Origin of the sequence: Protofrankia coriariae (assembly GCF_001017755.1) — a bacterium.
Lineage (GTDB): Bacteria > Actinomycetota > Actinomycetes > Frankiales > Frankiaceae > Protofrankia > Protofrankia coriariae.
This window is the reverse complement of the sequence record NZ_JWIO01000017.1, coordinates 56613-77406: the sequence shown is the minus strand read 5'-3', so window position 1 is coordinate 77406 and position 20794 is coordinate 56613. Positions and strand designations below refer to the sequence as shown.

At 71.0% G+C, this 20794-nt stretch carries 17 protein-coding genes (1 of these 17 running past the window's edge); 6 read left to right on the top strand and 11 right to left on the bottom strand.

What is annotated here, in order from left to right:
* Nucleotides 1-152 precede the first annotated feature (152 nt).
* Entirely contained in the window at nt 153-1391 is a 1239-nt protein-coding gene (locus tag FrCorBMG51_RS12475) for a glycerate kinase (RefSeq protein WP_047223235.1), read from the top strand.
* Here the strand turns inward: FrCorBMG51_RS12475 and FrCorBMG51_RS12470 are convergent.
* From FrCorBMG51_RS12470 to thiO, 10 genes are all read right to left on the bottom strand, one after another.
* On the bottom strand, nt 1348-3180 hold the full coding sequence (locus tag FrCorBMG51_RS12470) for an SdrD B-like domain-containing protein (protein ID WP_047223234.1): 1833 nt from the start codon (nt 3178-3180) through the stop codon (nt 1348-1350). The genes FrCorBMG51_RS12475 and FrCorBMG51_RS12470 overlap by 44 nt on opposite strands.
* Nucleotides 3181-3461: 281 nt before the next feature.
* Nucleotides 3462-4220: a succinate dehydrogenase/fumarate reductase iron-sulfur subunit gene (locus FrCorBMG51_RS12465; protein WP_047223233.1), complete on the bottom strand. Its 759-nt coding sequence runs from the start codon at nt 4218-4220 to the stop codon at nt 3462-3464.
* The gene (locus tag FrCorBMG51_RS12460; protein ID WP_047223232.1) at nt 4220-6277 is read right to left on the bottom strand and encodes a fumarate reductase/succinate dehydrogenase flavoprotein subunit; all 2058 of its coding nucleotides are present in this window, start codon (nt 6275-6277) and stop codon (nt 4220-4222) included. The genes FrCorBMG51_RS12465 and FrCorBMG51_RS12460 overlap by 1 nt, the downstream gene beginning before the upstream one ends.
* Nucleotides 6278-6509: 232 nt before the next feature.
* Nucleotides 6510-7328 carry a hypothetical protein gene (locus FrCorBMG51_RS12455; protein WP_047223231.1) on the bottom strand — a complete coding sequence of 273 codons (819 nt, stop codon included), beginning with the start codon at nt 7326-7328 and terminating at the stop codon, nt 6510-6512.
* Nucleotides 7329-7577: 249 nt separating this feature from the next.
* Nucleotides 7578-7943 carry a hypothetical protein gene (locus FrCorBMG51_RS28220; protein WP_139342411.1) on the bottom strand — a complete coding sequence of 122 codons (366 nt, stop codon included), beginning with the start codon at nt 7941-7943 and terminating at the stop codon, nt 7578-7580.
* Between the two features lie 225 nt (nt 7944-8168).
* Nucleotides 8169-9656, bottom strand: coding sequence for an NAD-dependent malic enzyme (locus FrCorBMG51_RS12445; protein ID WP_047223229.1), 1488 nt, complete (start codon nt 9654-9656; stop codon nt 8169-8171).
* Nucleotides 9657-10177: 521 nt separating this feature from the next.
* The gene (locus FrCorBMG51_RS12440) at nt 10178-10732 is read right to left on the bottom strand and encodes an Hsp20/alpha crystallin family protein (protein ID WP_052914621.1); all 555 of its coding nucleotides are present in this window, start codon (nt 10730-10732) and stop codon (nt 10178-10180) included.
* Between the two features lie 269 nt (nt 10733-11001).
* Entirely contained in the window at nt 11002-11775 is a 774-nt protein-coding gene (locus FrCorBMG51_RS12435) for a thiazole synthase (RefSeq protein WP_047223228.1), read from the bottom strand.
* A gap of 1 nt (nt 11776) precedes the next feature.
* Nucleotides 11777-11983: a sulfur carrier protein ThiS gene (thiS, locus tag FrCorBMG51_RS12430; protein WP_047223227.1), complete on the bottom strand. Its 207-nt coding sequence runs from the start codon at nt 11981-11983 to the stop codon at nt 11777-11779.
* Nucleotides 11980-13263, bottom strand: coding sequence for a glycine oxidase ThiO (gene thiO, locus FrCorBMG51_RS12425; RefSeq protein ID WP_047223226.1), 1284 nt, complete (start codon nt 13261-13263; stop codon nt 11980-11982). The genes thiS and thiO overlap by 4 nt, the downstream gene beginning before the upstream one ends.
* 407 nt (nt 13264-13670) lie before the next feature.
* On the opposite strand from thiO, the gene FrCorBMG51_RS25190 reads away from it, so the two are divergent.
* The 3 genes from FrCorBMG51_RS25190 (at nt 13671) to FrCorBMG51_RS12410 (ending at nt 16885) form a co-directional block, all read left to right on the top strand.
* The gene (locus FrCorBMG51_RS25190) at nt 13671-15551 is read left to right on the top strand and encodes a serine/threonine-protein kinase (protein ID WP_052914620.1); all 1881 of its coding nucleotides are present in this window, start codon (nt 13671-13673) and stop codon (nt 15549-15551) included.
* Nucleotides 15548-15775 (top strand): hypothetical protein, encoded by a 228-nt coding sequence (locus FrCorBMG51_RS12415; protein WP_052914619.1) that lies wholly within the window; start codon nt 15548-15550, stop codon nt 15773-15775. The genes FrCorBMG51_RS25190 and FrCorBMG51_RS12415 overlap by 4 nt, the downstream gene beginning before the upstream one ends.
* A 189-nt stretch (nt 15776-15964) precedes the next feature.
* Nucleotides 15965-16885, top strand: coding sequence for a polysaccharide deacetylase family protein (locus tag FrCorBMG51_RS12410; protein WP_047223225.1), 921 nt, complete (start codon nt 15965-15967; stop codon nt 16883-16885).
* A 222-nt stretch (nt 16886-17107) separates the two neighbouring features.
* Here the strand turns inward: FrCorBMG51_RS12410 and FrCorBMG51_RS12405 are convergent, their stop codons facing one another.
* Nucleotides 17108-18676, bottom strand: a complete 1569-nt coding sequence (locus FrCorBMG51_RS12405; protein WP_047223296.1) for an aldehyde dehydrogenase family protein — start codon at nt 18674-18676, stop codon at nt 17108-17110.
* A 512-nt stretch (nt 18677-19188) separates the two neighbouring features.
* Between FrCorBMG51_RS12405 and FrCorBMG51_RS12400 the strand changes: the two genes are divergently transcribed.
* Nucleotides 19189-19890, top strand: a complete 702-nt coding sequence (locus FrCorBMG51_RS12400; RefSeq protein ID WP_047223224.1) for a response regulator — start codon at nt 19189-19191, stop codon at nt 19888-19890.
* A gap of 389 nt (nt 19891-20279) precedes the next feature.
* Nucleotides 20280-20794: the 5' end (the start) of a hemolysin family protein gene (locus tag FrCorBMG51_RS12395; protein ID WP_047223223.1), read on the top strand. It continues 988 nt past the right edge of the window; only the first 515 of its 1503 coding nucleotides appear in the window; the start codon lies at nt 20280-20282; its stop codon lies off the right edge, out of view.

The window sequence follows — 20794 nt, the reverse complement described above, 5'->3', positions numbered from 1 at the left end:
GCCAGGCCGGTGCGGGCACCACGGCGACGGCAGGATGCTTCCGCGCGCTCGGGTGGCCTGTTCCACGGCACACCCCCTTCCTGGCCGGCGTCACGCGTCTTCCGGACGCTGGGGCTGGCCGCGGCAGGTCCTGGCATGCTGGGCTGGCGGCTGTGACGCGTGTTGTGCTGGCACCCGACAAGTTCAAGGGATCGTTGAGCGCCGCCGAGGTGTGCGCGGCGTTGGCCGAGGGGCTGCGCGCGGCCCGCCCGGACGTGCACACGGTGTCCCTGCCGGTGGCGGACGGCGGTGACGGCACGGTCGAGGCCGCGCTGTCAGCGGGATACCGGCGGGTCGCGGTGACCGCGGAGGGGCCCACGGGTGAGCTTGTCGACACGGCCTACGCCGAGCGCGACGGCACCGCGATCGTCGAACTGGCCGATGCCTGCGGCCTGCGTCGGTTGCCGGGCGGACGTCCCGCGCCGCTGGCGGCGTCCAGCTACGGGGTCGGGCAGGTGGTCGCTGCCGCTCTGCGCGCCGGCTGCCGACGGGTGGTGCTCGGTATCGGGGGGAGCGCGAGCACCGATGGCGGTGCCGGGCTGGTTGAGGCGCTGGGCGCTGTCCTACTTCCCGAAAGCCCTGAAAGCCCCGAAAGCCCCGGGAGTCCAGAGCGTCCCGGGAGTCCCGCGGGGCGGCGGCGTCACCGGGGTGGGGGTGCTCTTGCCGCCCTCGACGGCGTCGATCTGTCCGGGCTGGACCCACGGCTGCGTGACACCGAGCTGATAGTCGCCTGCGACGTCGACAACCCGCTGCTGGGCCCGCACGGCGCGGCTGCCGTGTACGGCCCGCAGAAGGGCGCCACACCGGACGACGTCGCTTTCCTGGAACGGGTGCTGGCCCGCTGGGCGACGATCGTGATGTCCGCGACCGGGACCGATCATCGATGGGCGCCGGGGGCGGGGGCCGCCGGTGGTGTCGGCTTCGCCGCCCTGTCGCTGCTCGGCGCCCGGCTGTGTCCCGGGATCGACCTGATACTCGATCTTGTCGGTATTGACGACGCGCTGCTCGGGGCCGATCTGGTGGTGACGGGGGAGGGGTCGCTCGACGAGCAGACACTGCGTGGGAAGGCCCCGGCCGGGGTGGCGGCCCGGGCGCGTGCGGCCGGCGTACCGGTCGTCGCGGTGGCGGGACGCTCGCTGCTGGATTCCGCGGCGCTGACCGGCGCCGGTTTCTCGGCGGTGCGCACCCTCGCCGAGCTGGAACCGGATGAGCGGGTGAGCCTGTCCCAGGCGGCTGACCTGCTGCGCCGTCTCGCGCCCCGACTGATCGATCGGTCCTGGCCGGATGGTCCGGCCTGTTCCGTGGCCGCTACCCGTCCCGCTGGTCGTACGGAGGCCGGCGACGGAAGATGACCATTGCTGGGATGCCGACGGCGAGCAGCGCCGCGAACGCCGCGAGCGGAAGGAAGGCACCGCCGGAGCCCCCCGTCCGGTCGGAGCGTAGGGACCGCGCTATCGTGTAGGCCTCCTCGGTGTTCTCCGTCGGCCTGACCTGCCCAGTCTGGACCGCCCGCACGGATTCGACCGGTTGCACGGCGAAGGTGTATCCGGTCGCGCTGCTACCGACCCGGTCGAGGACGATGTTGCTGAACGTGTCCGGGTCGAGGATCGCGCGGATGGCGGATCTGCCGCGCGAGGTGTCCTGTTGGACGGCGTACACGCCTGGCACAAGGTCGTCGAACGCCCATTCTCCGGACGCGTCGGTGGTGGTCTCCCGCAGGATGGCCGTCCCGTCCGGGCTTGTGCCGGTCAGTTGGATGGCCACGTCAGGCGCGGCGGACTCGCCCGCGTCCTGTCGCCCGTCGCGGTCGGCGTCCAGGTAGGCGTTGCCGCTGATACTGGAGCGGGCCGAGGCGCCGAAGTCGCCGAACGGTCTGAGCAGATCGGCCAGCTGCCGATGACCTTCGCTGTTCGGATGGTAGATCAGGCTCTGGTCGAGGGCGAGGAAGCCGTCGAGGAACTCGTGTATCCAGCGGTCCGGATTTCGCTGGTCGACGGCGGGGTCCGGTTCGTGGCCGGCGAAACGGCATTTGACGGTGTCGACCACGGTGACGAAACGGCCCGGCGTACCGACCGAATCCGCCGGCAGGGCGTCCAGCGAGCAGCTGTGCGCGTCGGGGTCGGAGGGCCCGGTGAAACCCAACGAGCGGTTCACCGTGTCCGCGGCGGCGATCTGCATGCCGTCCCCGCGGTCGCCGAGTTCCCGGACCGCGGCGGACGGGTCGAAGACCGTCCCGTTCAGGGCGTCCCGTGCGCCTGGTGGCAGGTAGTGTTCCCGGCTGGACAGGTACGGATAGGTGACCAGGGCCACCCGCCCCCCGGGCGGCATCCGCTCCCGCAGGCGGGTGAGCAGGGTGACCAGGCGGCTGCGGACCTCCGTGAGCTCGTCCGTTGCCCGCTCGGTGAGCCGTTCGCATTCGGCGATGTCCCCGGCGGGTATCCCGAAGAGCTTCGGAACATCGAAGGCGAAGCAGCGCAGCACGATGTCGGAGAACTGGACGTCGTTGCCGCCGATCGTCAGCAGGACCAGGTCGGTGTCCGCGCCGACCGCGTCGAGCTGCGGTGTGACCACCCGGGTGCACACGGCGGACGCGATGCCGTAGGTGACATCGACCGGGCCGATATCGGCGGTTTCCTCCGACCCGAACCCGGACGAGCAGTCCCGCGACAGGCGGTCAGAGACGGCGGGATCGTTCGCGGTCTCGCCGCCGCGCAGTGGGGTCCGGTAGGTGTGCTGATCAATCCTGCGTGGGTTGAGAAGATCGTTCGTGGTGGCGCCGCTGCACGCCCGGTTGACATAGGTGACGTCGTATCCGCGTTCGTCGCGCAGCCACTGGGCATATTGTTCGCCCCAGTTCACTGTCGAACGGTGGCATCCACGTGGTCCGTCACCGGTGTCGTAGGTGCCGGCGCCCGCGCCGTTCCCGGCGGCGTACGAATCGCCGAGCTGGACGATCGAAAGGTGGGGGGTCACCACGTCCGCGGCGTTCCCCGGCTGGGGGGCGGCGGTTTGCGTCGGGGTGGTCCGCACGGTGGGGTCGCCCGGTTCGGCGGCGGCGGGCCGCCCCGTAATGATCAGAATCGTGAGAAGGGCCGTGGGGACGACGACTCCGGCGGTGATCCGGAAACCCGGCCCACCCACGGTGCGAAAGGAAAACGATCGAGCTGTTTCTGGTCTTTCGGTCGTCCCTGATATGAGGACGGATCCGCATCCGGCCACCGCGTCGCCCCCGAAGCCTGAGCCGTTATTGGCACACCTGAAAGCGGCACACGTGGAAGTGCCGAATACATTTCGATGCGAAGGGTAACCGACTCGGTCGTGACGGGCAAGCATGGCGCCGGGACGGGATGCCGGGCCGGCGCCGGGGGGCTCAGCGCCAAGGTGGGCAGGGATGCGGGCAGACTGGCGCCGGGGCGGGCGGGTCAGCGCCGACGGCGCAGGATGCGGTTGCCGAGCCGCGTGATCGGGTCGTATGCGGTGTCGACGACCCTTTCCTTGAGCGGAATGATGGCGTTGTCGGTGATCGAGATGTGCTCCGGGCAGACTTCCGTGCAGCATTTCGTGATGTTGCAGTACCCGATGCCGGCCCGTCCGCGCAGCAGATCTCGCCGATCATGTGTGTCCAACGGGTGCATTTCCAGTTCGGCATACCGGATCATCAACCGTGGGCCGGCGAAGACGGGCTTGTTCTCCTCGTGGTCGCGGATGACATGGCAGACCGTCTGGCACAGGAAGCACTCGATGCACGTGCGGAACTCCTGGACGCGGTCGACGTCGGACTGCTTCATCCGGTGGTGCCCGTCGTCCCCTGCCGGTGCTCCCGGGGCGAACGCCGGCACCTGCGCGGCCTTCTCGTAGTTGTACGAGACGTCGGTGACCAGATCCCGGATCACCGGGAACGTCCGCAGCGGCGTCACCGTGACGGTGTCCGTGGGCGCGAACAGGTTCAGCCGGGTCATGCACGTCAGCCGGGGGCGGCCGTTCACCTCGGCGCTGCACGACCCGCACTTGCCGGCCTTGCAGTTCCACCGGACGGCCAGATCGGGCGCCTGCGTCTGCTGGAGCCGGTGCAGCGCGTCCAGGACGACCATGCCCTCCTCGACACCGACCGTGTAGTCCTGGAGATCACCGCTGTCGGAATCGCCCCGCCACACCCGCAGTGAAAGATCGTAGGCTGCCATCAGGAGCCCTTCCCACCGGCCGGTGCGCCCCGATCCGCCCGGGATTCCGCACCGGCATCCTCGAACAATGCGGCCAGCTCCGGTGGCATCGCGGGCAGGGGCTCGGTGGTGAGCACGAGCCGCCCGTCACGCAGCCGGAGCACGTGGTTCAGCGTCGCGAACGCCGGGTCCGCGGACGGGTAGTCGTCGCGGGTGTGCCCGCCGCGGCTTTCCCGGCGGGCCAGCGCGGCCGTGGTGATGCACTCCGCGACGGTGAGCAGCGATCCCAGGTCGAGGGCGAGATGCCAGCCCGGGTTGTACTGGCGGTGCCCGACGACCGCGACGTGCCGTGCGCGGGAGCGCAGCGTCTCGATCTCCTTGAGTGCCCGGACCAGCTCGGACTCGGTCCGGATGATCCCGACCAGGCGTTGCATCACGTCCTGGATGTCGTTCTGGAGCTGGTAGGGGTTTTCCGGCGGATGGGACGGCGAGACGCTGGTCCCGGCGCTGTCCCTGGCGGAGGTGGTACCCCCGGCGGAGCTGGCGGTGCCCTCGGCGGAGGCGGTGCCGGCCTGCGCGGAGCCCGGGGTGAGGGCCGCCGCGAAGGGCGCGAGGGCCGCCGCGGCCGTCGCGTCGATCTGCGCGTCGTCGGCCACGGCCCGCTTGTGCGCCGGTAGCGACTGGGCGTAACGGGCCGCGTGCAGCCCTGCCCGCCGTCCGAAGACCAGCAGGTCGGACAGGGAGTTGCCGCCGAGCCGGTTGGAGCCGTGCATGCCGGCGGCGCACTCGCCCGCGGCGAACAGCCCAGGTACGGTCGCCGCGGCGGTCGACGGGTCGACCTTGATGCCACCCATGACGTAGTGGCAGGTCGGGCCGACCTCCATCGGCTCCCGGGTGATGTCGACGTCGGCGAGTTCGGTGAACTGGTGGTACATCGACGGCAGCCGGCGGCGGATGTACTCCGGGTCGCGGCGCGAGGCGATGTCGAGATGGACCCCGCCGTGCGGTGAGCCGCGGCCAGCCTTGATCTCGGCGTTGATGGCCCGCGCCACCTCGTCGCGGGGGAGCAGTTCCGGCGGACGGCGGGCGGTCTTCTTGTCCGTGTACCAGCGGTCGGCCTCCTCCTCGGAGTCGGCGGTCTCGGCGGCGAAGACCGGTGGGATGTAGTCGAACATGAAGCGGCGCCCCTCGGAGTTGAGCAGCACGCCACCGTCGCCCCGGACACCTTCGGTGACGAGGATTCCCTTCACCGAAGGTGGCCAGACCATCCCGGTGGGATGGAACTGGACGAACTCCATGTCCATCAGCGCGGCCCCGGCCCACAGCGCGAGCGCGTGGCCGTCGCCGGTGTACTCCCACGAGTTCGACGTCACCTGGTAGGACTTGCCGATCCCCCCGGTGGCGAGCACCACCGCGGGCGCGTCGAAACGCACGAAGGTGCCGGACTCGCGCCAGTACGCGAAGGCGCCAGCGATCCGCCCGGCCACGCGCGCCGAGCTGCGCTCGCGCGCCGGGGCGGACAGTGCCTCGGGTTCGTCCGACGCCCGCCCGGCGCCCGGCCTATCCGCTGCCCCCGGCACGGTCAGCAGGCGCAGCACCGTGCACTCCATGAAGACGTCGATCCTCTTGCTGATCAGCCGGTTCTGCAGAGTGCGGATCAGCTCGAGGCCGGTACGGTCCCCGACGTGCGCGAGCCGGGCGAAACGGTGACCGCCGAAGTCGCGCTGGAGGATCCGGCCGTCCGGCGTCCGGTCGAAGACCGCGCCCCATTCCTCCAGTTCCCAGACCCGTGCCGGGGCCTCCTCGGCGTGGATCCGGGCCATCTGCCACTGGTTGAGCATCTTCCCGCCGCGCATCGTGTCGCGGAAGTGCGTCTGCCAGTTGTCCTCGGGCCAGACATTGCCCATCGCGGCCGCGATACCACCCTCGGCCATCACGGTGTGGGCCTTGCCGAGCAGGCTCTTGCAGACGACGGCGACCCGGGCACCCTGCTCATGCGCTTCCAGCGCGGCCCGCAGGCCCGCTCCGCCCGCGCCGATCACGACGACGTCGTATGTGTGTCTTTCCGATGTGCTCATGGTTTATGTGGTCACCACCGCACGTTGTTCGCGGGATGCCTGGTTCACCAGGTGTCCGGCCGGCAAAGTACGTCTGATCCGTGTATGTCCGATCCGTGGGATGTACCCAGCCTGGTGGGGCGTCCGGTTCATGGGATTCATGGGATTCATGGGACGCCGGATCCGCGCCGGTCCTGGCGCCGGCGGGATCCGGACGGGTGTGCGGCGGCGACACCTCGGAGCGCCCGGCACCTCAGGCCACCCAGTGGTAGTCGTGCAGATGCCCTGCCGCGACCAGCCAGATGTAGAGGTCGGTTATCATGATCCACAGCAGGCTCGCCCAGGCCCACACCATGTGCCGCCGGTTGAGCGCCGACACCGCCTGCCACATCTGTCGGCGTATCGGATGCGCCGACAGCGTCCGCAGCCCGCCCCCGCACAGATGCCGGAAGGAATGGCAGGAAAAGGTGTAAAGACCCAGTAGGACCACGTTGACCACGAGCATGCCGGTACCGACCCCGACGCCGAAATGACCGTCGAAACCGAACGCCCCGACGGCCTCATAGGCGAGCAGGCCGATGAACAGTATGCCGAAATAGAGGAAATAGCGGTGCACGTTCTGCATGATCAGCGGCAGCCGGGTCTCGCCGCTGTATTTCCGCCGGGCGTCCGGCACCGCGCAGGCCGGTGGTGCCCACCAGAACGACCGGTAGTACGCCTTCCGGTAGTAATAGCAGGTAAGTCGGAAACCGAGTGGAAAAATCAGGATCGGTATGGCGGGCGAGATCCAGGGAAGATCGCCGAAGAATCCGGAGCCGAGCGCGTCGCGCGGGCAGGAGTCGGTCAGGCAGGGTGAATAGAACGGTGACAGGTACGGGTCGGCGTAGTAGGCGGCGTTCCGGAACGCCGCCCACATGCCATAGCCGACGAAGCCGGTGAGGACCGCCACCGTGACGGCGGGCGTCACCCACCAGCGGTCCTGCCGCAGGCTCGCCCGGGCCGCGCCGCCGCGGCCGGTGGCCGTGCCGGCGGGTCCCCGACCGTCGGCACGGGTGTGCGTCTGCGTCGCCATAGCACTCCCCGCCCTTGTGAGGCCTCCGGAGCGGCGCGAGAGGAGCCATGGTCGCGTGGCCGTCGGTCTGCCGGCCCTACTGGGCCTTCAGCCTGCCGGCCACCCGCCGTCAGCCGTTGGAGGCGCGATCAGGGTAACCCGGGTCGCTCGTGATCGCGCCTCCAGTGGTTACTTTCCGTGGTGGTGGTCGTGTCGTCGGTCGATGCCGGCGTCAAGCTGTGGTCCGTGCTCCGGATCGCCGTCGCGGCGTCACACCCGGGCGCGTCGCCGTCGCGACGACACGGCGCGATGCCGCTGCCAGCCGCCGGCGACGCCCTCGTCGTCGCATTCTGGCTGGAATTCCGACTCACCGTGGCGGGCCGGTACGAACACCGGCTCGGGGGATTCGCGGGTAGTGTCTGTTGGCGGTTTGTCGGAACTGTCGATTTCCGTCGGAACGACGGTTTCGGCGGCCAGGTCGTCAATGTCCTCCATGACCCGGCGGACGTCCGCCGCCAGTCGATCGGCAGCCCTTGAGTTCGGTGCCTGAATGCGCAGGCGCTGGATATGGCGTTGTGCTTCCTGAACCGCTGTGGTTACGGCAGAAAGCTCCCCCCGCAGGCTTGTCGACTGCACGATTCGCCACCTCCGTGGTACTCCGGTCACCGGTCGACGGTGGCCTGGACGGGTGTCCGTGTCCGTGGAAAACCACCGTGCCGGTCATGTGCATGAAATATTGCGTTCACATAGCAGTATGATCCGGATGATGGCGAACCGGCCAGCGGGACGGACTTTTTTCCCGTCTCGAAGTGCCTGAAGTCGGTCGCGGCCCCGTCCGGCCACGGCCTGGCTGGTCGTGGGCTAAGGTTGATCGGCCAGTGCCTGCCGCGCCACTGTGCCGACCGCAACCGCACTGACTGCCTCGGTACTGACTGCCACGGCGCTGACAGCCATGGCGCTGACAGCTACGGCGCTGACAGCCTCGGCCACGGCCGGCATCACGCGCTCGTCGAAGACGCTCGGCACGATGTGGAGCGGGTTGATCTCGTCCTCGCGCAGCACCGCCGCCAGCGCGTGGGCCGCGGCAAGGAGCATGTCCTCGGTGATGTCACGGGCCCGGGAGTCCAGCAGCCCCCGGAAGACGCCGGGAAAGGCCAGCACGTTGTTGATCTGGTTCGGCTCGTCCGAGCGGCCGGTCGCGACGACCGTCGCATACATACGGGCGTCCGCGGGGTCGACCTCGGGGTCCGGGTTGGCCAGCGCGAAGACGATCGCGTCGTCGGCCATGGTCGCGATGTCCGCGCCGGTGAGGATGCCCGGCGCGGACACGCCGATGAACACGTCGGCGCCGATCAGGGCGTCCCGCAGCGTCCCGGTGATCCTGCCCGGGTTGGTGTGCGCGCAGATCCACCGGCCGTTGTCGTCCAGGTCGTCGCGGGCCGGCGAGATGATCCCACCGATGTCGGACGCGATCACGCTGCCGCCCGCGCGGCCCGCGCCGGCCCGCAGCAGCAGGCGCAGGATGGCCGTGCCCGCCGCGCCCGCCCCGCTGGTGACGATCCGTACGGAGCCCAGCGACCTGCCGACGATCCGCAGCGCGTTGGTGAGGGCGGCGAGAACGACGATCGCGGTGCCGTGCTGGTCGTCGTGGAAGACCGGTATGTCGAGCAGGCCGCGCAGCCGCCGTTCGATCTCGAAGCAGCGGGGCGCGGCGATGTCCTCGAGGTTGATGCCGCCGAAGACGGGCGCGAGCAGCGCCACCGTGCGCACGATCTCGTCGACGTCCTGGGTGTCGAGGCAGATCGGCCACGCGTCGATGTCCGCGAACCGTTTGAACAGCGCGGCCTTGCCCTCCATCACCGGGATCGCGGCGGTGGGGCCGATGTTGCCCAGGCCAAGCACGGCCGAGCCGTCCGAGACCACCGCGACGCTGTTGCGCTTGACCGTCAGCCGCCGGGCGTCGTCGGGCCGGTCGGCGATGGCCAGGCACACCCGGGCGACACCGGGGGTGTAGGCCATGGACAGGTCGTCGCGGGTCCGTAGCGCGACCTTGCTCGCGACTTCGATCTTCCCACCGAGGTGCAGCAGGAACACCCGGTCGCTGACTCGCCGGACGACGAAGTCCGGCATGTGGCGCAGGGTCTCGGCGATGGCCTGTGCCTGCTCGGCGTCAACGCACAGGCAGGTCATGTCCAGCACGAGCCGGCCCGCGTGCGACTCCGCGACGTCGAGGGCGGTGACCACCGCGCCCAGTTTGCCGACGGCGGTGGTGATCTCACCGACGGTCTGTGACGATGCGGGTACGTCGAGGCGCACCGTTATCGAGAACGAAACGCTGGGGACGGCCACGAACGTGCTCCATCTGTCGTTCGAGCGACAACGTGGGCAGGTGCCCGCATCGATGCTCGCAGCCGCGGTCCCGAATCCGGCGTAGGCCAGGGCGTGGCAGCAAAGATCACAGGGAGCGGGGACGGCGGGAGCGGGGATATCCGGCATGGGGCGCCGGCCTTGCCCGGCCCGCGCAGGACGCGCCCGGCCTGCCATGACGCGCCCAGCCCGGGCCGGGATGCGCCGACCGGGCCGGAACACGATGGCCAGGACGTTGCGCGGCCAGGACACGTCTTCGGACACCGGGGGAAGTACCCGGGACAGTTGGCGCTGGCAGGCGCCCGGGGCAGCAGGTGAGCAGCCGGTGGCCGACAACGTGCCGCCCGCCCGCCGGAACGGGTGGCCCTGACGGGCGGGCGGCAGAAGAGCACCGCTTCCGTCCGGTCGGCCGTCGCCTGCCGCCGTCGCAGGCCGGTGGCAGGCAGGCCGGACAGGCGGACGTGGACAGCGGGCGGAAGCGTGGGGAGTTCCGGCCAGGACGGTCAGGACGTCGCGGGGCGGAAGCCGGACTCGGTGCCCCGTCCGGATGCCGTGGCGCCGCCGGCCTGCTCGCTCCGGCCGTTCTTCTCGCCGGCCTCGAGCACGGGGACGTGCCGGCTCGACGTCGCGGACACCTTCGACAGGCGTAGCTGCAGCACCCCGTCCGCGAGCCGGGCCTCGGAGCTTTCCGCGTTGACGTCCCCGGGCAGCCGTACGGCGTACTCGTACCGGCCGGTGCGGCGCGCCTGCTGGCGCATCACTCCGCTGCGCTCCCGCTCGGTGATCTCGGCGGCGATGGTGACCTCGTTCCCCCGGACGTCGATGTTGACGGCCTGTGCGGGCACACCGGGCAGGTCCGCGTCGATGAGGTAGGAGTCCTCGGTCTCCTCCACGTCGACCGCCGGCGCCCAGGAACGCCGCTCCCTGGCCGTCAGCTCCGGGAACGAGACGTCGAGCAGCCGTCCCATCCTCTCGTAGAGGTCGCCGAACTCGGCGAACGGGTCCCACCCGCGTCGGGTGAGGGGGCCCGGACGGCTGAGCACAGACGGAACGGTCATGGTCGATCACTCCTTCGCGGTTGTTCCTGGCGACTCACTGCTGGCGATGGGCCCGACGCGACCGGTGACAGGCGGTGGGACGCCGGCACGCGGTGCCGGTATGCCGGCTGGTGCGCCTCCCGGGGTGGGCACCACCCCATACGGCTCCTTTCCGTTACCCGGGCAGGCAAACGGCGCCGGCGGCGGGATCCCGGCCTGGGAACCGGACGCCGCCGGACGCGGACCGGATGCCGCCGACGGAACGGGGCTGCCGGCGGAGCCGGGCTGGGTCAGAACACCGCTGTGCCGTGGACGGGTGACGACGCCCGGGCATGGTGGCGGCGTGGGATGCGCCCGGCCCGCGCGGCGAACCGTCCCGCGGTGACGCCGGCCGCCATCGCCGCCGCCATCAGGGCGGGATCCTGGGCGCGGGTCACCGCCGACGCCAGCAGGACGGCGTCACAGCCGAGTTCCATGGCCAGCGCCGCGTCGGAGGCGGTGCCGATCCCGGCGTCCAGGACGACCGGGACCTCCGCCTCGGCGACGATCAGTTCGATGTTGTGGGCGTTGCGGATACCGAGCCCGGTCCCGATGGGCGCGCCCAGCGGCATCACGGCCGCGCAGCCGATCTGCTGCAGGCGCCGGGCGAGCACCGGGTCGTCGTTGGTGTAGGGCAGGACGGTGAACCCCTCGGCGACGAGGCGTTCCGCCGCGTCGAGGAGCTCGACGGGGTCCGGCAGCAGGGTCTGCTCGTCCGCGATCACCTCGAGTTTCACCCAGTTCGTCTCCAGCGCCTCCCGGGCGAGCTCGGCGGTGAGAACGGCCTCGTGGGACGTGCGGCAGCCGGCGGTGTTGGGCAGTACCCGCACGCCGCAGCGGGCGAGCATGTCCAGCATCGACCCCGGGGTGGTGGTGTCCACCCGGCGCATGGACACCGTGCACATGTCCGTGCCGGAAGCTCTGATCGCCGCTTCCATGACGGCGAGGCTCGGCGCGCCGCCGGTGCCCAGGATCAGCCGGGAGCCAAGCTCCTCACCGGCGATCGTGAACGCGTCGTCGGCCATGTCAGCCTCCCTGGGTGGCGGTCAGGATCTCCACGTGCTGGCCGGCGCGCAGCTCCAGGCTCTCCCACCGGCTGCGGGGGGCGACGACACCGTCGACCGCGGCGGCGCTCCCGCGGCCGGCGGCGGAAACGCTCATCATGATCATGAGCTGATGCAGCGTGGTCCCCGCCGGCACCTGCATGGCCTTGCCGTTCACGGTGAGAGTCATCTGACGTCCTCCCTGGTCGGCCGGTTCTCGACGGCCTGGTCATCGGCGACGCGTCCCTCGGTGGCTCGGTTCCCGGCGTGGTCGAACCGGGCCGGGGTGAATGCAGCGGCCTCGTCGGGCAGGGCACCGTCCGCCAGCAGGCCGGCGATGGCGTCCGCCGTCACCGGGGTGAGCAGCACACCGTTGCGATAGTGACCCACGGCGAGCAGCAGCCCGGGTATCCGGGATGGGCCGATCAGTGGCGCATTGTCCGGTGAGGCGGGCCGCAGGCCGGTGCTGACCTCCTCCAGCTCCGCCTCGCCCACCCCCGGGACGAGGGCTTGGGCGTCCCGGAGCAGCTCGTACACGGCGCCCGCGCGGGGCCGCAGGTCGAAGCCGGCCTCCTCGCTGCTGGCCCCCACCACGATCCGGCCGTCGGCGCGGGGCACCAGGTACACCGGGTGGCCGCGCACCGTGCCCCGCAGCACACAGGTCAGCAGCGGCGGCCCGACGGTACGCAGCCGCAGGGTCTGGCCCTTGACCGGGCGGACCGCCGGCAGTACCCCGGGCGGCAGCCCGTCGATCTGGCCCGACCACGCTCCGCAGGCGAGGACGACCACCGGCGCGGTCAGCTCGGTGCCGTCGGCCAGCCCCAGCCCGACGACCCGGTCGCCGCGCAGCAGCCACCGCCGCGCGGCGGCGGGAAGCAGCGTCACCCCCTCGGCCACGCAGGCCCGCAGCAGCGCGCCGTGCAGGAGCCGGTTGTCGATCTGGTGATCGTCGGGTGCCGACAGCGCGCCGGCCAGGCCGCTCGCCGACGCCGGGACGCGGGCGCGCAGCTCGCGTCGGGTCAGCAGCTCGGTGCGCAGGCCCAGCGAGCGCGCGAAGCCGTGGATGTCGCGCAGACCGGCCATGTCCGCGCTGTCCCAGGCCGCGACCAGCGTCCCGCAGCGCAGGTAGCCGACCTCGGTGCCGCTGCTGCGCTCCAGCTCCGCGACGAACGTGGGGTAGCGCTGTGCCGATGCCATGTTCAGCGCGAGCAGGGGCTGCTCGCCGTAGCGGAGCTCGCTGAGGGGGGCGAGCATGCCCGCGGCCGTCCAACTGGCGCCCGATCCCGGTGCGGGATCGACGACGGTGACGGTCAGCCCGCGCAGACGCGCACGCCACGCCACGCCGAGCCCGATCACACCGGCGCCGGCGACGATGACGTCCGGCCGGGACCCCGGCGCACCCCGGTCGCGGGCCCCGGCCGCGCGTGCCGGCGCGACGGCTGCGCCTGGCGGCATGATGGCTGCCGGCATGAGCCTCCTTATACACTTGGGGTGTCGTTGTCCTCACCGATACCGCTCACCCGATACCGTTCACCCGATACTGTCAGCCTCAATCGCAAGTTTGGCCTGTCCCGCAGCGGTGGGCAGCGGAAAGACATCCCGTCGATGGGTGAGGCGCCTGTCATGGGCTGAATCATTATGATCGGATTTATCGCGGTGGTACCGGGCGCGGCGGTACCGAACAAGGAGATACCGGATATCGTGGTACCGCCTGACGGCGCTCCGCATTTAGCCTGTGCCCAACGAGCCTGTGCCCGACGGCTGCCGGTGGACGGAGGAGTTGGCCCACGCGGCCGGCGATCCACCGCAGGCGGCCTGGCCGGGGATGCGGTTCGTCCGGCCCGGCGGCTGCCGGCGGTGGCCGTCGGGTACCTGACATGATCGACGGTTACGGGCTGCTGGAGCCGATCGGCTACGGTGGGTTCAGCACGGTCTACCTGGGCCGACAGGAGATTTTCGACCGCCGGGTCGCGGTCAAGGTGATGAACGCCGTCCTCGCCGATCCGGACGCGAAGCGGCGGTTCCTGCGTGAATGCCGGGTGACCGGGCGCCTGACCGGCCATCCGAACATCATCTCGGTTTTCGACGCTGGGACGACCCGGGACGGGCGTCCCTACATCGCGATGGAGTACGTCTCGGGCGGGTCGCTGGCCGACCGGCTGGCCGGCGCCGGGCGGCTGGACGCCGACGAGGTGCTGCGCGTCGGTGCGCAGGTGGCCGATGCCCTCGTGACCGCCCACCGCCACGGCGTCCTGCACCGTGATCTCAAACCGGCGAACATCATGATCCGTGAGTCCGGGACCGCCGTGCTCAGCGACTTCGGTATCGCCGTGGTCGAGAACGCGGCGGAGAACACGACCGCGTCGGTGGCGTTCACGCCCCGCTACGCGTCGCCCGAGGTGCTCCAGGGTGGGGAGCACAGCGTTGCCTCCGACATCTTCGGGTTCGGCGCCACCCTCTTCACGCTGCTGGCCGGACAGCCACCGTTCACCGGCCGGATGCCGACGCAGCTGCTGCGGGAGATGCTGGACGGGCCGCCACCGGCGCTGCCCGACGAACTGGCAGACAGCGTCCCCGACGAGCTGGTCGCGCTGGTGCGGCGGACCCTCGCAGCCGCGCCGGACCAGCGTCCCGCCACCGCCGCGGGTGTGCTGGCGGAACTGCGCGCGATAGAGGCCGCTCGCGGCGGCCAGGTCGGCGCGCCCGTCTCCGCGGACGATCCGAAGAAGACGTCGACGGTCACCGGCCGGCTCGCGGATCCCGTTCCCCGGCTGCCGCGGCCCGCCGCACCGCCTGGCGGGACGAGCACGGCGCCGACCCTGCCACCACGCCCAGGCGCGGGTCACGTCGCCGGTGGGAACGTGTCACCGGTCGGGCCGGCAGCCGACATCCCCAGGCCGCCCACCGTGGATCCGGCTGCTGTAGACCCGTCCACCACAGATCCGGCCGCCGCGGGCCATGTCGCCCCGGCGCCCGCAGCCGCGGGCGCGGGCGGCGGGCCTGCCAGCGTGGACTCTGCCTCTGCCGTCGTGGCTGGCTCCACTTCTTCGCAGCTCGCCGCGGCAGCGGTCGTGGCCCCGACGCCGGCCGAGCCGGCGTCCACCACGTCGGCGGTCGTCCCGGAACCCGTCGCTCAGGAGCGCGTCGTCCAGGAGCCCGTCGTGCCGGCCGCCGCCGGGCCGGGGAAGCGCCGCCGTGTGCTGGGCGTGCTGGTACCGGTGACAGGCGGCTTCGCGGTGGCGGCACTGCTGCTGTTGCTGTTACCAGGGGTCGGGCTGCGTTCCCCAGCCCCGAGGGTGACCATCTCGGCGGCCCCGCCGTCCGCGCCGGGCGGCGCCACCCCCACCGCGTCCGCTGCCGCCTCGGCTGCCCCGGCCGTGTCGGCTTCCCCCGCGGGGACGCCCNGGGGACGCCCGCCGCGGGAGCGTCCGGCGCCGTGCCGGTCGCCCCGGCGGCGCCCGGTGCCGCGGGGCCAGGCCCGACGGCATCCGGCGCGGGGCCGCCGGGCAACCAGGTGCCGAACACGGGGGTATCGGTGGTCCCGCCGTCTCCCCCCGCGCCTTCGCCGGCGCCCAGCAGTGCTGTCCCGTCACAACCGGATCCCACGAAAAGCTGCACCTCTCGTAACCGGAACGTCACGGACTACGCTGGACGTACCTTCCCCACGTACAACTGCCGTACCTACGCCGGTTCGGCCGTCTACGCCAACGTCCGGGCCGCACAGGGGTCGGAGGATCTCGACGACAGCGGCTACATGAACGCCGCGTCGGCCGTCTGGGTGGTCTGCCAGCTGCAGGGTCGGGCGAATCCCGTGGTGCAGGGCAACACCAACACCTGGTGGCTGTACACCCAGGGTGACAGTTCCCGGCCCAACACCCACGGGTACACGGTCGCCTGGGGGTATCTGCCGGCGACCGTGGTGGCCCAGGGAGGGCAGAACGAACCGATTCCCGGGGTGCCCACATGCTCGTCGTACCTGTAGGCCCCGGCGCCGGCAGACCCGGCGCCGGGGCCGGNCCGGGGCCGGTGTTCCCGTTCCGCGGGGCGTCCCGGCGGCGGTCAGACCGGCGGCCGTGGAACCCCTGGCCGGTGTTTCGTTCCACGGCCGCTGTCCCGTCCCAGGCCCCGAGGGTTTCGCCAGGCCCGTGAACGGTGTGGGAAGGTGTCCGGCATGACGTACCTGCCAGGCATCGAGGATGTCGAGGAGGCGGCGTCGTGGTGGCCGACCCGACCGGCCGGGCGTGTCGGGCGGGCCGGGAACGTGGTTGGGCGGGCCGGGAACGCCGGGGTGGCGGGTTTCGCCCGGGCAGCCGCGGGCGCCGGTGCCGCCGCGCTTCTCACCCACGCGGTCCCCTCGGTGGCCGCCCTGCGCCGGCTGCGAACCCAGCTGATGCCCGCGCTCGCCGGGATCGGCGCGCCGGACCATGTGGCGCTCACCTTCGACGACGGCCCGGACCCGGCGTCCACCCCGCTGTTCCTCGACGTGCTGGCCGAACTGGACCTGCGGGCGACCTTCTTCGTCCTCGGGACGATGCTGGAACGCGCGCCGCACCTGGCCGAGCGGATGGTGGACGCCGGCCACGAGCTGGCCGTCCACGGCTGGGACCACCGGCCGATGCTGCTGCGCGGGCCGCGCTCCACCTACCGGCAGCTGTACCGGACCCGGGAGCTGATCACGACGCTGACCGGGCGGCCGCCGCGGTTCGTCCGGCCGCCGCACGGCATCCTGTCTGCGGGGTTCCTCCTCGCCGCCCGCAGGCTGGAGCTGACCCCGGTGCTGTGGACGGCCTGGGGCCGGGACTGGACGTCGACGGCCACGCCGCTGACCGTTCTCGACACCCTCACCCCGGACCTGCGCGGTGGTGGGACCGTCCTGCTGCACGACAGCGACTGCACGTCCGCGCCGCAGGCGTGGCACAGCGCTCTCGGCGCCCTGCCCGAGTTTGCCGCCCGCTGCCACGACCGGGGCCTGCGTCTCGGCCCGCTGGCCGAGCATGGCCTGCTCCCTGGCCCGCTGGCCGAGCCCGACCTTCGCCCTCCCGGCCCGTTGGCCACACACGGCCCTCGCGCCTCCGAAGCGCCGGTCGGGTAACGCGAACCCGTCCCGGAATCACGTGATCGAATTCTGTTGAATCACGAAGCGGGGGAACAAACGCGCTGGCAGCCGTTTACGTACTCGCTTTTCTGGCAGTCGCTTTTCTGGCTGGAATTTCCTGGTTGAAACTGTAGAAGAGCGTGGGGGACGCGGGGCTGTCCGGCCGGTGCGCTGGCGCGGCGCGGGCCACCGGCCCGGCGGGTCAGTGGCCCGGGAACGTCAGGTTGGTGGGTACAGCGAGTAGCCGGGGAAGTTGCCGTACAGTCGCTCCCCGGGGTCGTCGCCCACGGTGACGGCGTGCACGAGGTGGTCGCCGCCGACGAAGGCCCCTTTCCAGGACGCGCCGCGGCCGCCGAACGGCTCGTCCCGGTCACCCCGGGACCGCGGCTTGTTGATACCGATCTTGAATGCCTGGACTTCGCCGCTGAGCCGTCGGGCAAGCGCCTCGTCGTCGCAGGCGAGCGAGGCGACCAGCGCGCCGTTGGAGGCGTTCATCGCGGCGAGGAGCTCGGCTTCGGAATCGACCACCACGATCGTGTCCACGGGGCCGAACGGCTCGGCATGGTGCAGCGCGCACGACGGCGGGGGAGCGAGGATGGCCACCGGCGGCACATAGGCCGAGGTGTCCTGCCCGGGCACGAAAGCGCCGTCGGCGATCGTCCCCCGGTACAGCGGCACGCCGCCCTTGCTGACCGCCTCGTCGATCTTCCTGGCGAGCTCGGCGGACTTCACCGCGCTGATGACGGGCCCGTAGTCGAGTTCGGGCAGGGGATCGTCATCGTGCGCGACGGCCAGCGGATGCCCGAAGCGCACCGACGCGACCACGGGCAGGTAGGCCGCGAGGAACTGGTCGAAGAGCTGGCGCTGGACGACGTAACGGGGGTAGGCGGTGCAGCGCTGCTTGCCGTACTCGAAGCCCTTCTTCAGGTGCGCGGCCAGCAGGTCCCACTGGGAGAACTCCCAGATGCCCCAGGTGTTGAGGCCCTCCTGCTCCAGGAAGTGCCGCTTGCCGGTGTCGACGAGCGCCGCGGCGACCTGCCCGCCCACGGAACGCCCGCCGACGAACGCCAGGCAGCCGATCTCCGGTGCCCGCACCAGCGCGCTCGACAGCCGGGAGCCGGACCCGGACACCAGCGCCACGGGGAGCCCGGCGCGGTGCGCCAGCGCGCAGGCGAGGGTCAGGCAGGCGGCCCCGCCGTCGGTCGGGGTCTTGGCGATCGCGGCGTTGCCGGCGAGGACCTGGACGAGCATGGCGTGCATGAGCACGCTCATCGGGTAGTTCCAGCTCGCGATGTTGCTGACCGGGCCGGGCAGCGGGCCGCGCCCGTCGATCATCCGGTCGATCTCCTCGACGTACCAGCGGACGCCGTCGAGCGCGCGGTCGACGTCGGTGCGCGCCAGCCGCCACGGCTTGCCGATCTCCCAGACCAGCAGCAGCGCGAGCAGGTCACGGTGATCGTCCATGGCGTCCACCGCGGCGGTGACCCGCGCCCTGCGCTCGGCGACCGGTACGTCACGCCAGTGTTTGTGGTCGTCGAGGGTGGCGCGGATCGCCTCGCGCGCCTCGTCCGGCTCGATCATCGGTGGGCCGGCGATGGAAGATCCGTCAACGGGGGTGACGCTGCGCAGTGGTTCCCCGGTGCGGCGCCACTGGCCGCCCCACAGGTTGCGCAGCCGGTCCGAGTCGAAGGCCTCGGGCGCGGCCTCGTGACATCGGGCGTACGCCTCGGACCAGCTCTTACCAGGCTTGACGTGATGGTGGAGCGTGTTGCGGGAAGGTGTGACCATGACCACAGGTTGCCCGTGATCGGCCCTGAGCGCCACCAGCACCACACCTCGAAGTGGCGAACGGCGGGAGTCCGGCCGTGAGCGACGGTGGCATGTCGGGCGTTCGGGCAACGGCGGCGAGTATCGCCATCTGAGCGTCCGAACTATTACACAGAGTAGTCGTCGTTGAGGGGGTCTCGGCGTCGAATTCACTCCCGCGGGCCTGTTGGTCCCGGTCGCGGGCCCGATGGGGGGATGCGTCATATGCCCAGTTCGGGGTTGATGATTCACCCCCTTCGCGGGTATGGTGACGGTGTGTCGTCAGCGTCATAGCAAGCGTCCTAGCAAGATGGCGGCGCGTATCATTCCGATATGTCGGAAGCGGTATCCGTGCATGACTCGATCGGTGCCGGTGTGGAGACACGGCTCTGTGTAAGTAACCCATCACATAGAGTGGGCACATGCGTCGATCGCAGTTTGTCCGTCCGGCAGCCCGTTGTTGGACCATCCGTGCCAGATAGCTCCGATCTGTGATGATGATTGGTGTTCTGCCACCTGTGGCACCTCAGTCCGAGCCCATCCGGGTGCTCGTGGTCGACGACCACGAGCTGTTCCTCCAGGGTCTGGAGACCGTTCTCGATCTTGAAGAGGACATCACCGTCGTCGGTCGCGCCGGCGACGGCCGGCAGGCTGTCACGATAGCCACGGGGACCACGCCGGACATCGTCCTGATGGACGTCCGGATGCCCTACCGCGACGGCATCGACGCCGCGAGCGCGATCAAGCGTGAGGTGCCGACCGCGAAGATCGTAATGTTGACGGTCAGCGACGACGAAGTCGATCTTTTCGAGGCGATCAAGGCGGGGGCGGTCGGTTACCTCCTGAAGTCCATCCCGCCGCACGAGGTGGCCAGCGCGGTCCGCGCGGTGCACAACGGGCTGAGCCTGATCAGCCCGTCGATGGCGTCCAAGCTCATGGTCGAGTTCGCCGCGCTCGCCCGCGGTTCCGACGACCGGCCCAGCCGGGTACCTGCCCCTCATCTCACCGCCCGCGAACTGGAGGTCCTCAAACTGGTCGCGGAGGGACGGGCCAACCGGGAGATCGCCCGGAAGCTGTTCATCAGCGAGAACACGGTCAAGAACCACGTCCGCAACATCCTGGACAAACTGCAGCTGCACTCGCGGATGGAAGCCGTCATGTACGCCGTCCGGCAGGGCCTCTTCGAGATCGAATAAAGCGAGATCGACCGGAGCGGGGTCGACCAGAGGCTTTCCCCGGATCGTGCTTTCCGTGCGGCTCCCCGGCCCCTGCCTCGCGGGTCGGCCGTGTGTGCGGCCGAGGTGTCACGGGCCGGTGCCACGGGCCGGGGAAGCGTGGGAGACACATGCGGCGCATGGGCTGGTCCGACCCGTTCGGATGGCTGTCCAAGGCAGCCGGACCCGGGCATCCTTGTGGTGTGTGCGTGCAGGCGCCCCGCGGGAGCACTCGGGCACCGCCGGTGGGCCGCCTTCCCGCCCGCGGCGGGTTCTGTCACGCCTACCTCCGAGAGGGCCATGCCTAGTCCCGATATACCCAGTCATAGTCCGATGCCTGCCCTGGACCGGGCCGACCTGGGCAGGCGACAGTGATCGAGTGGCTCCTCGTCCTGATCAGCGTCGCGCTGGTCGGGGTCTGCGGCGTTTTCGTCGCCGCCGAATTCTCCCTGGTGACGGTCGACCGCATGACCGTCGAACGTGCCGCGGCAGTCGGTGACCGCAGGTCCAGAGGCGTCCTCAAGGCGCTCAGGAACCTCTCGACCGAGCTCTCCGGCGCTCAGCTCGGCATCACCATCACCAATCTGGCGATCGGATTCCTCGTCGAACCGGCGATCGCGCGTCTGCTCCACGGCCCGCTGAAGGCGGTCGGGATACCCGCGGGAATGGCCACCGGCGTCGCCGTGGCGGTCGCCGTGCTGCTCGCCACGGGCATTACCATGATCTACGGCGAGCTCGTCCCGAAGAACCTCGCGGTGGCCCGGCCGCTGGCGACCGCGCGGATGGTGCAGGGGTTCCAGCGTGGGTTCAGCCGGGCGGCATCCTTCCTGATCCGCCTGCTCAACGGCGCCGCCGAGGGCCTGCTGCGGCGGCTGGGCATCGAGCC

Coding starts and splice junctions, on each gene's coding strand:
- thiO (WP_047223226.1), bottom strand. CDS start 13,263: ATGCCGGCAGCCATCATGCCGCCAGGCGCAGCCGTCGCGCCGGCACGC.
- FrCorBMG51_RS12415 (WP_052914619.1), top strand. CDS start 15,548: ATGAACGCCGCGTCGGCCGTCTGGGTGGTCTGCCAGCTGCAGGGTCGG.
- FrCorBMG51_RS12410 (WP_047223225.1), top strand. CDS start 15,965: ATGACGTACCTGCCAGGCATCGAGGATGTCGAGGAGGCGGCGTCGTGG.
- FrCorBMG51_RS12405 (WP_047223296.1), bottom strand. CDS start 18,676: ATGGTCACACCTTCCCGCAACACGCTCCACCATCACGTCAAGCCTGGT.
- FrCorBMG51_RS12400 (WP_047223224.1), top strand. CDS start 19,189: ATGATGATTGGTGTTCTGCCACCTGTGGCACCTCAGTCCGAGCCCATC.
- FrCorBMG51_RS12435 (WP_047223228.1), bottom strand. CDS start 11,775: ATGGCCGACGACGCGTTCACGATCGCCGGTGAGGAGCTTGGCTCCCGG.
- FrCorBMG51_RS12465 (WP_047223233.1), bottom strand. CDS start 4,220: ATGGCAGCCTACGATCTTTCACTGCGGGTGTGGCGGGGCGATTCCGAC.
- FrCorBMG51_RS12440 (WP_052914621.1), bottom strand. CDS start 10,732: ATGACCGTTCCGTCTGTGCTCAGCCGTCCGGGCCCCCTCACCCGACGC.
- thiS (WP_047223227.1), bottom strand. CDS start 11,983: ATGACTCTCACCGTGAACGGCAAGGCCATGCAGGTGCCGGCGGGGACC.
- FrCorBMG51_RS12460 (WP_047223232.1), bottom strand. CDS start 6,277: ATGAGCACATCGGAAAGACACACATACGACGTCGTCGTGATCGGCGCG.
- FrCorBMG51_RS12455 (WP_047223231.1), bottom strand. CDS start 7,328: ATGGCGACGCAGACGCACACCCGTGCCGACGGTCGGGGACCCGCCGGC.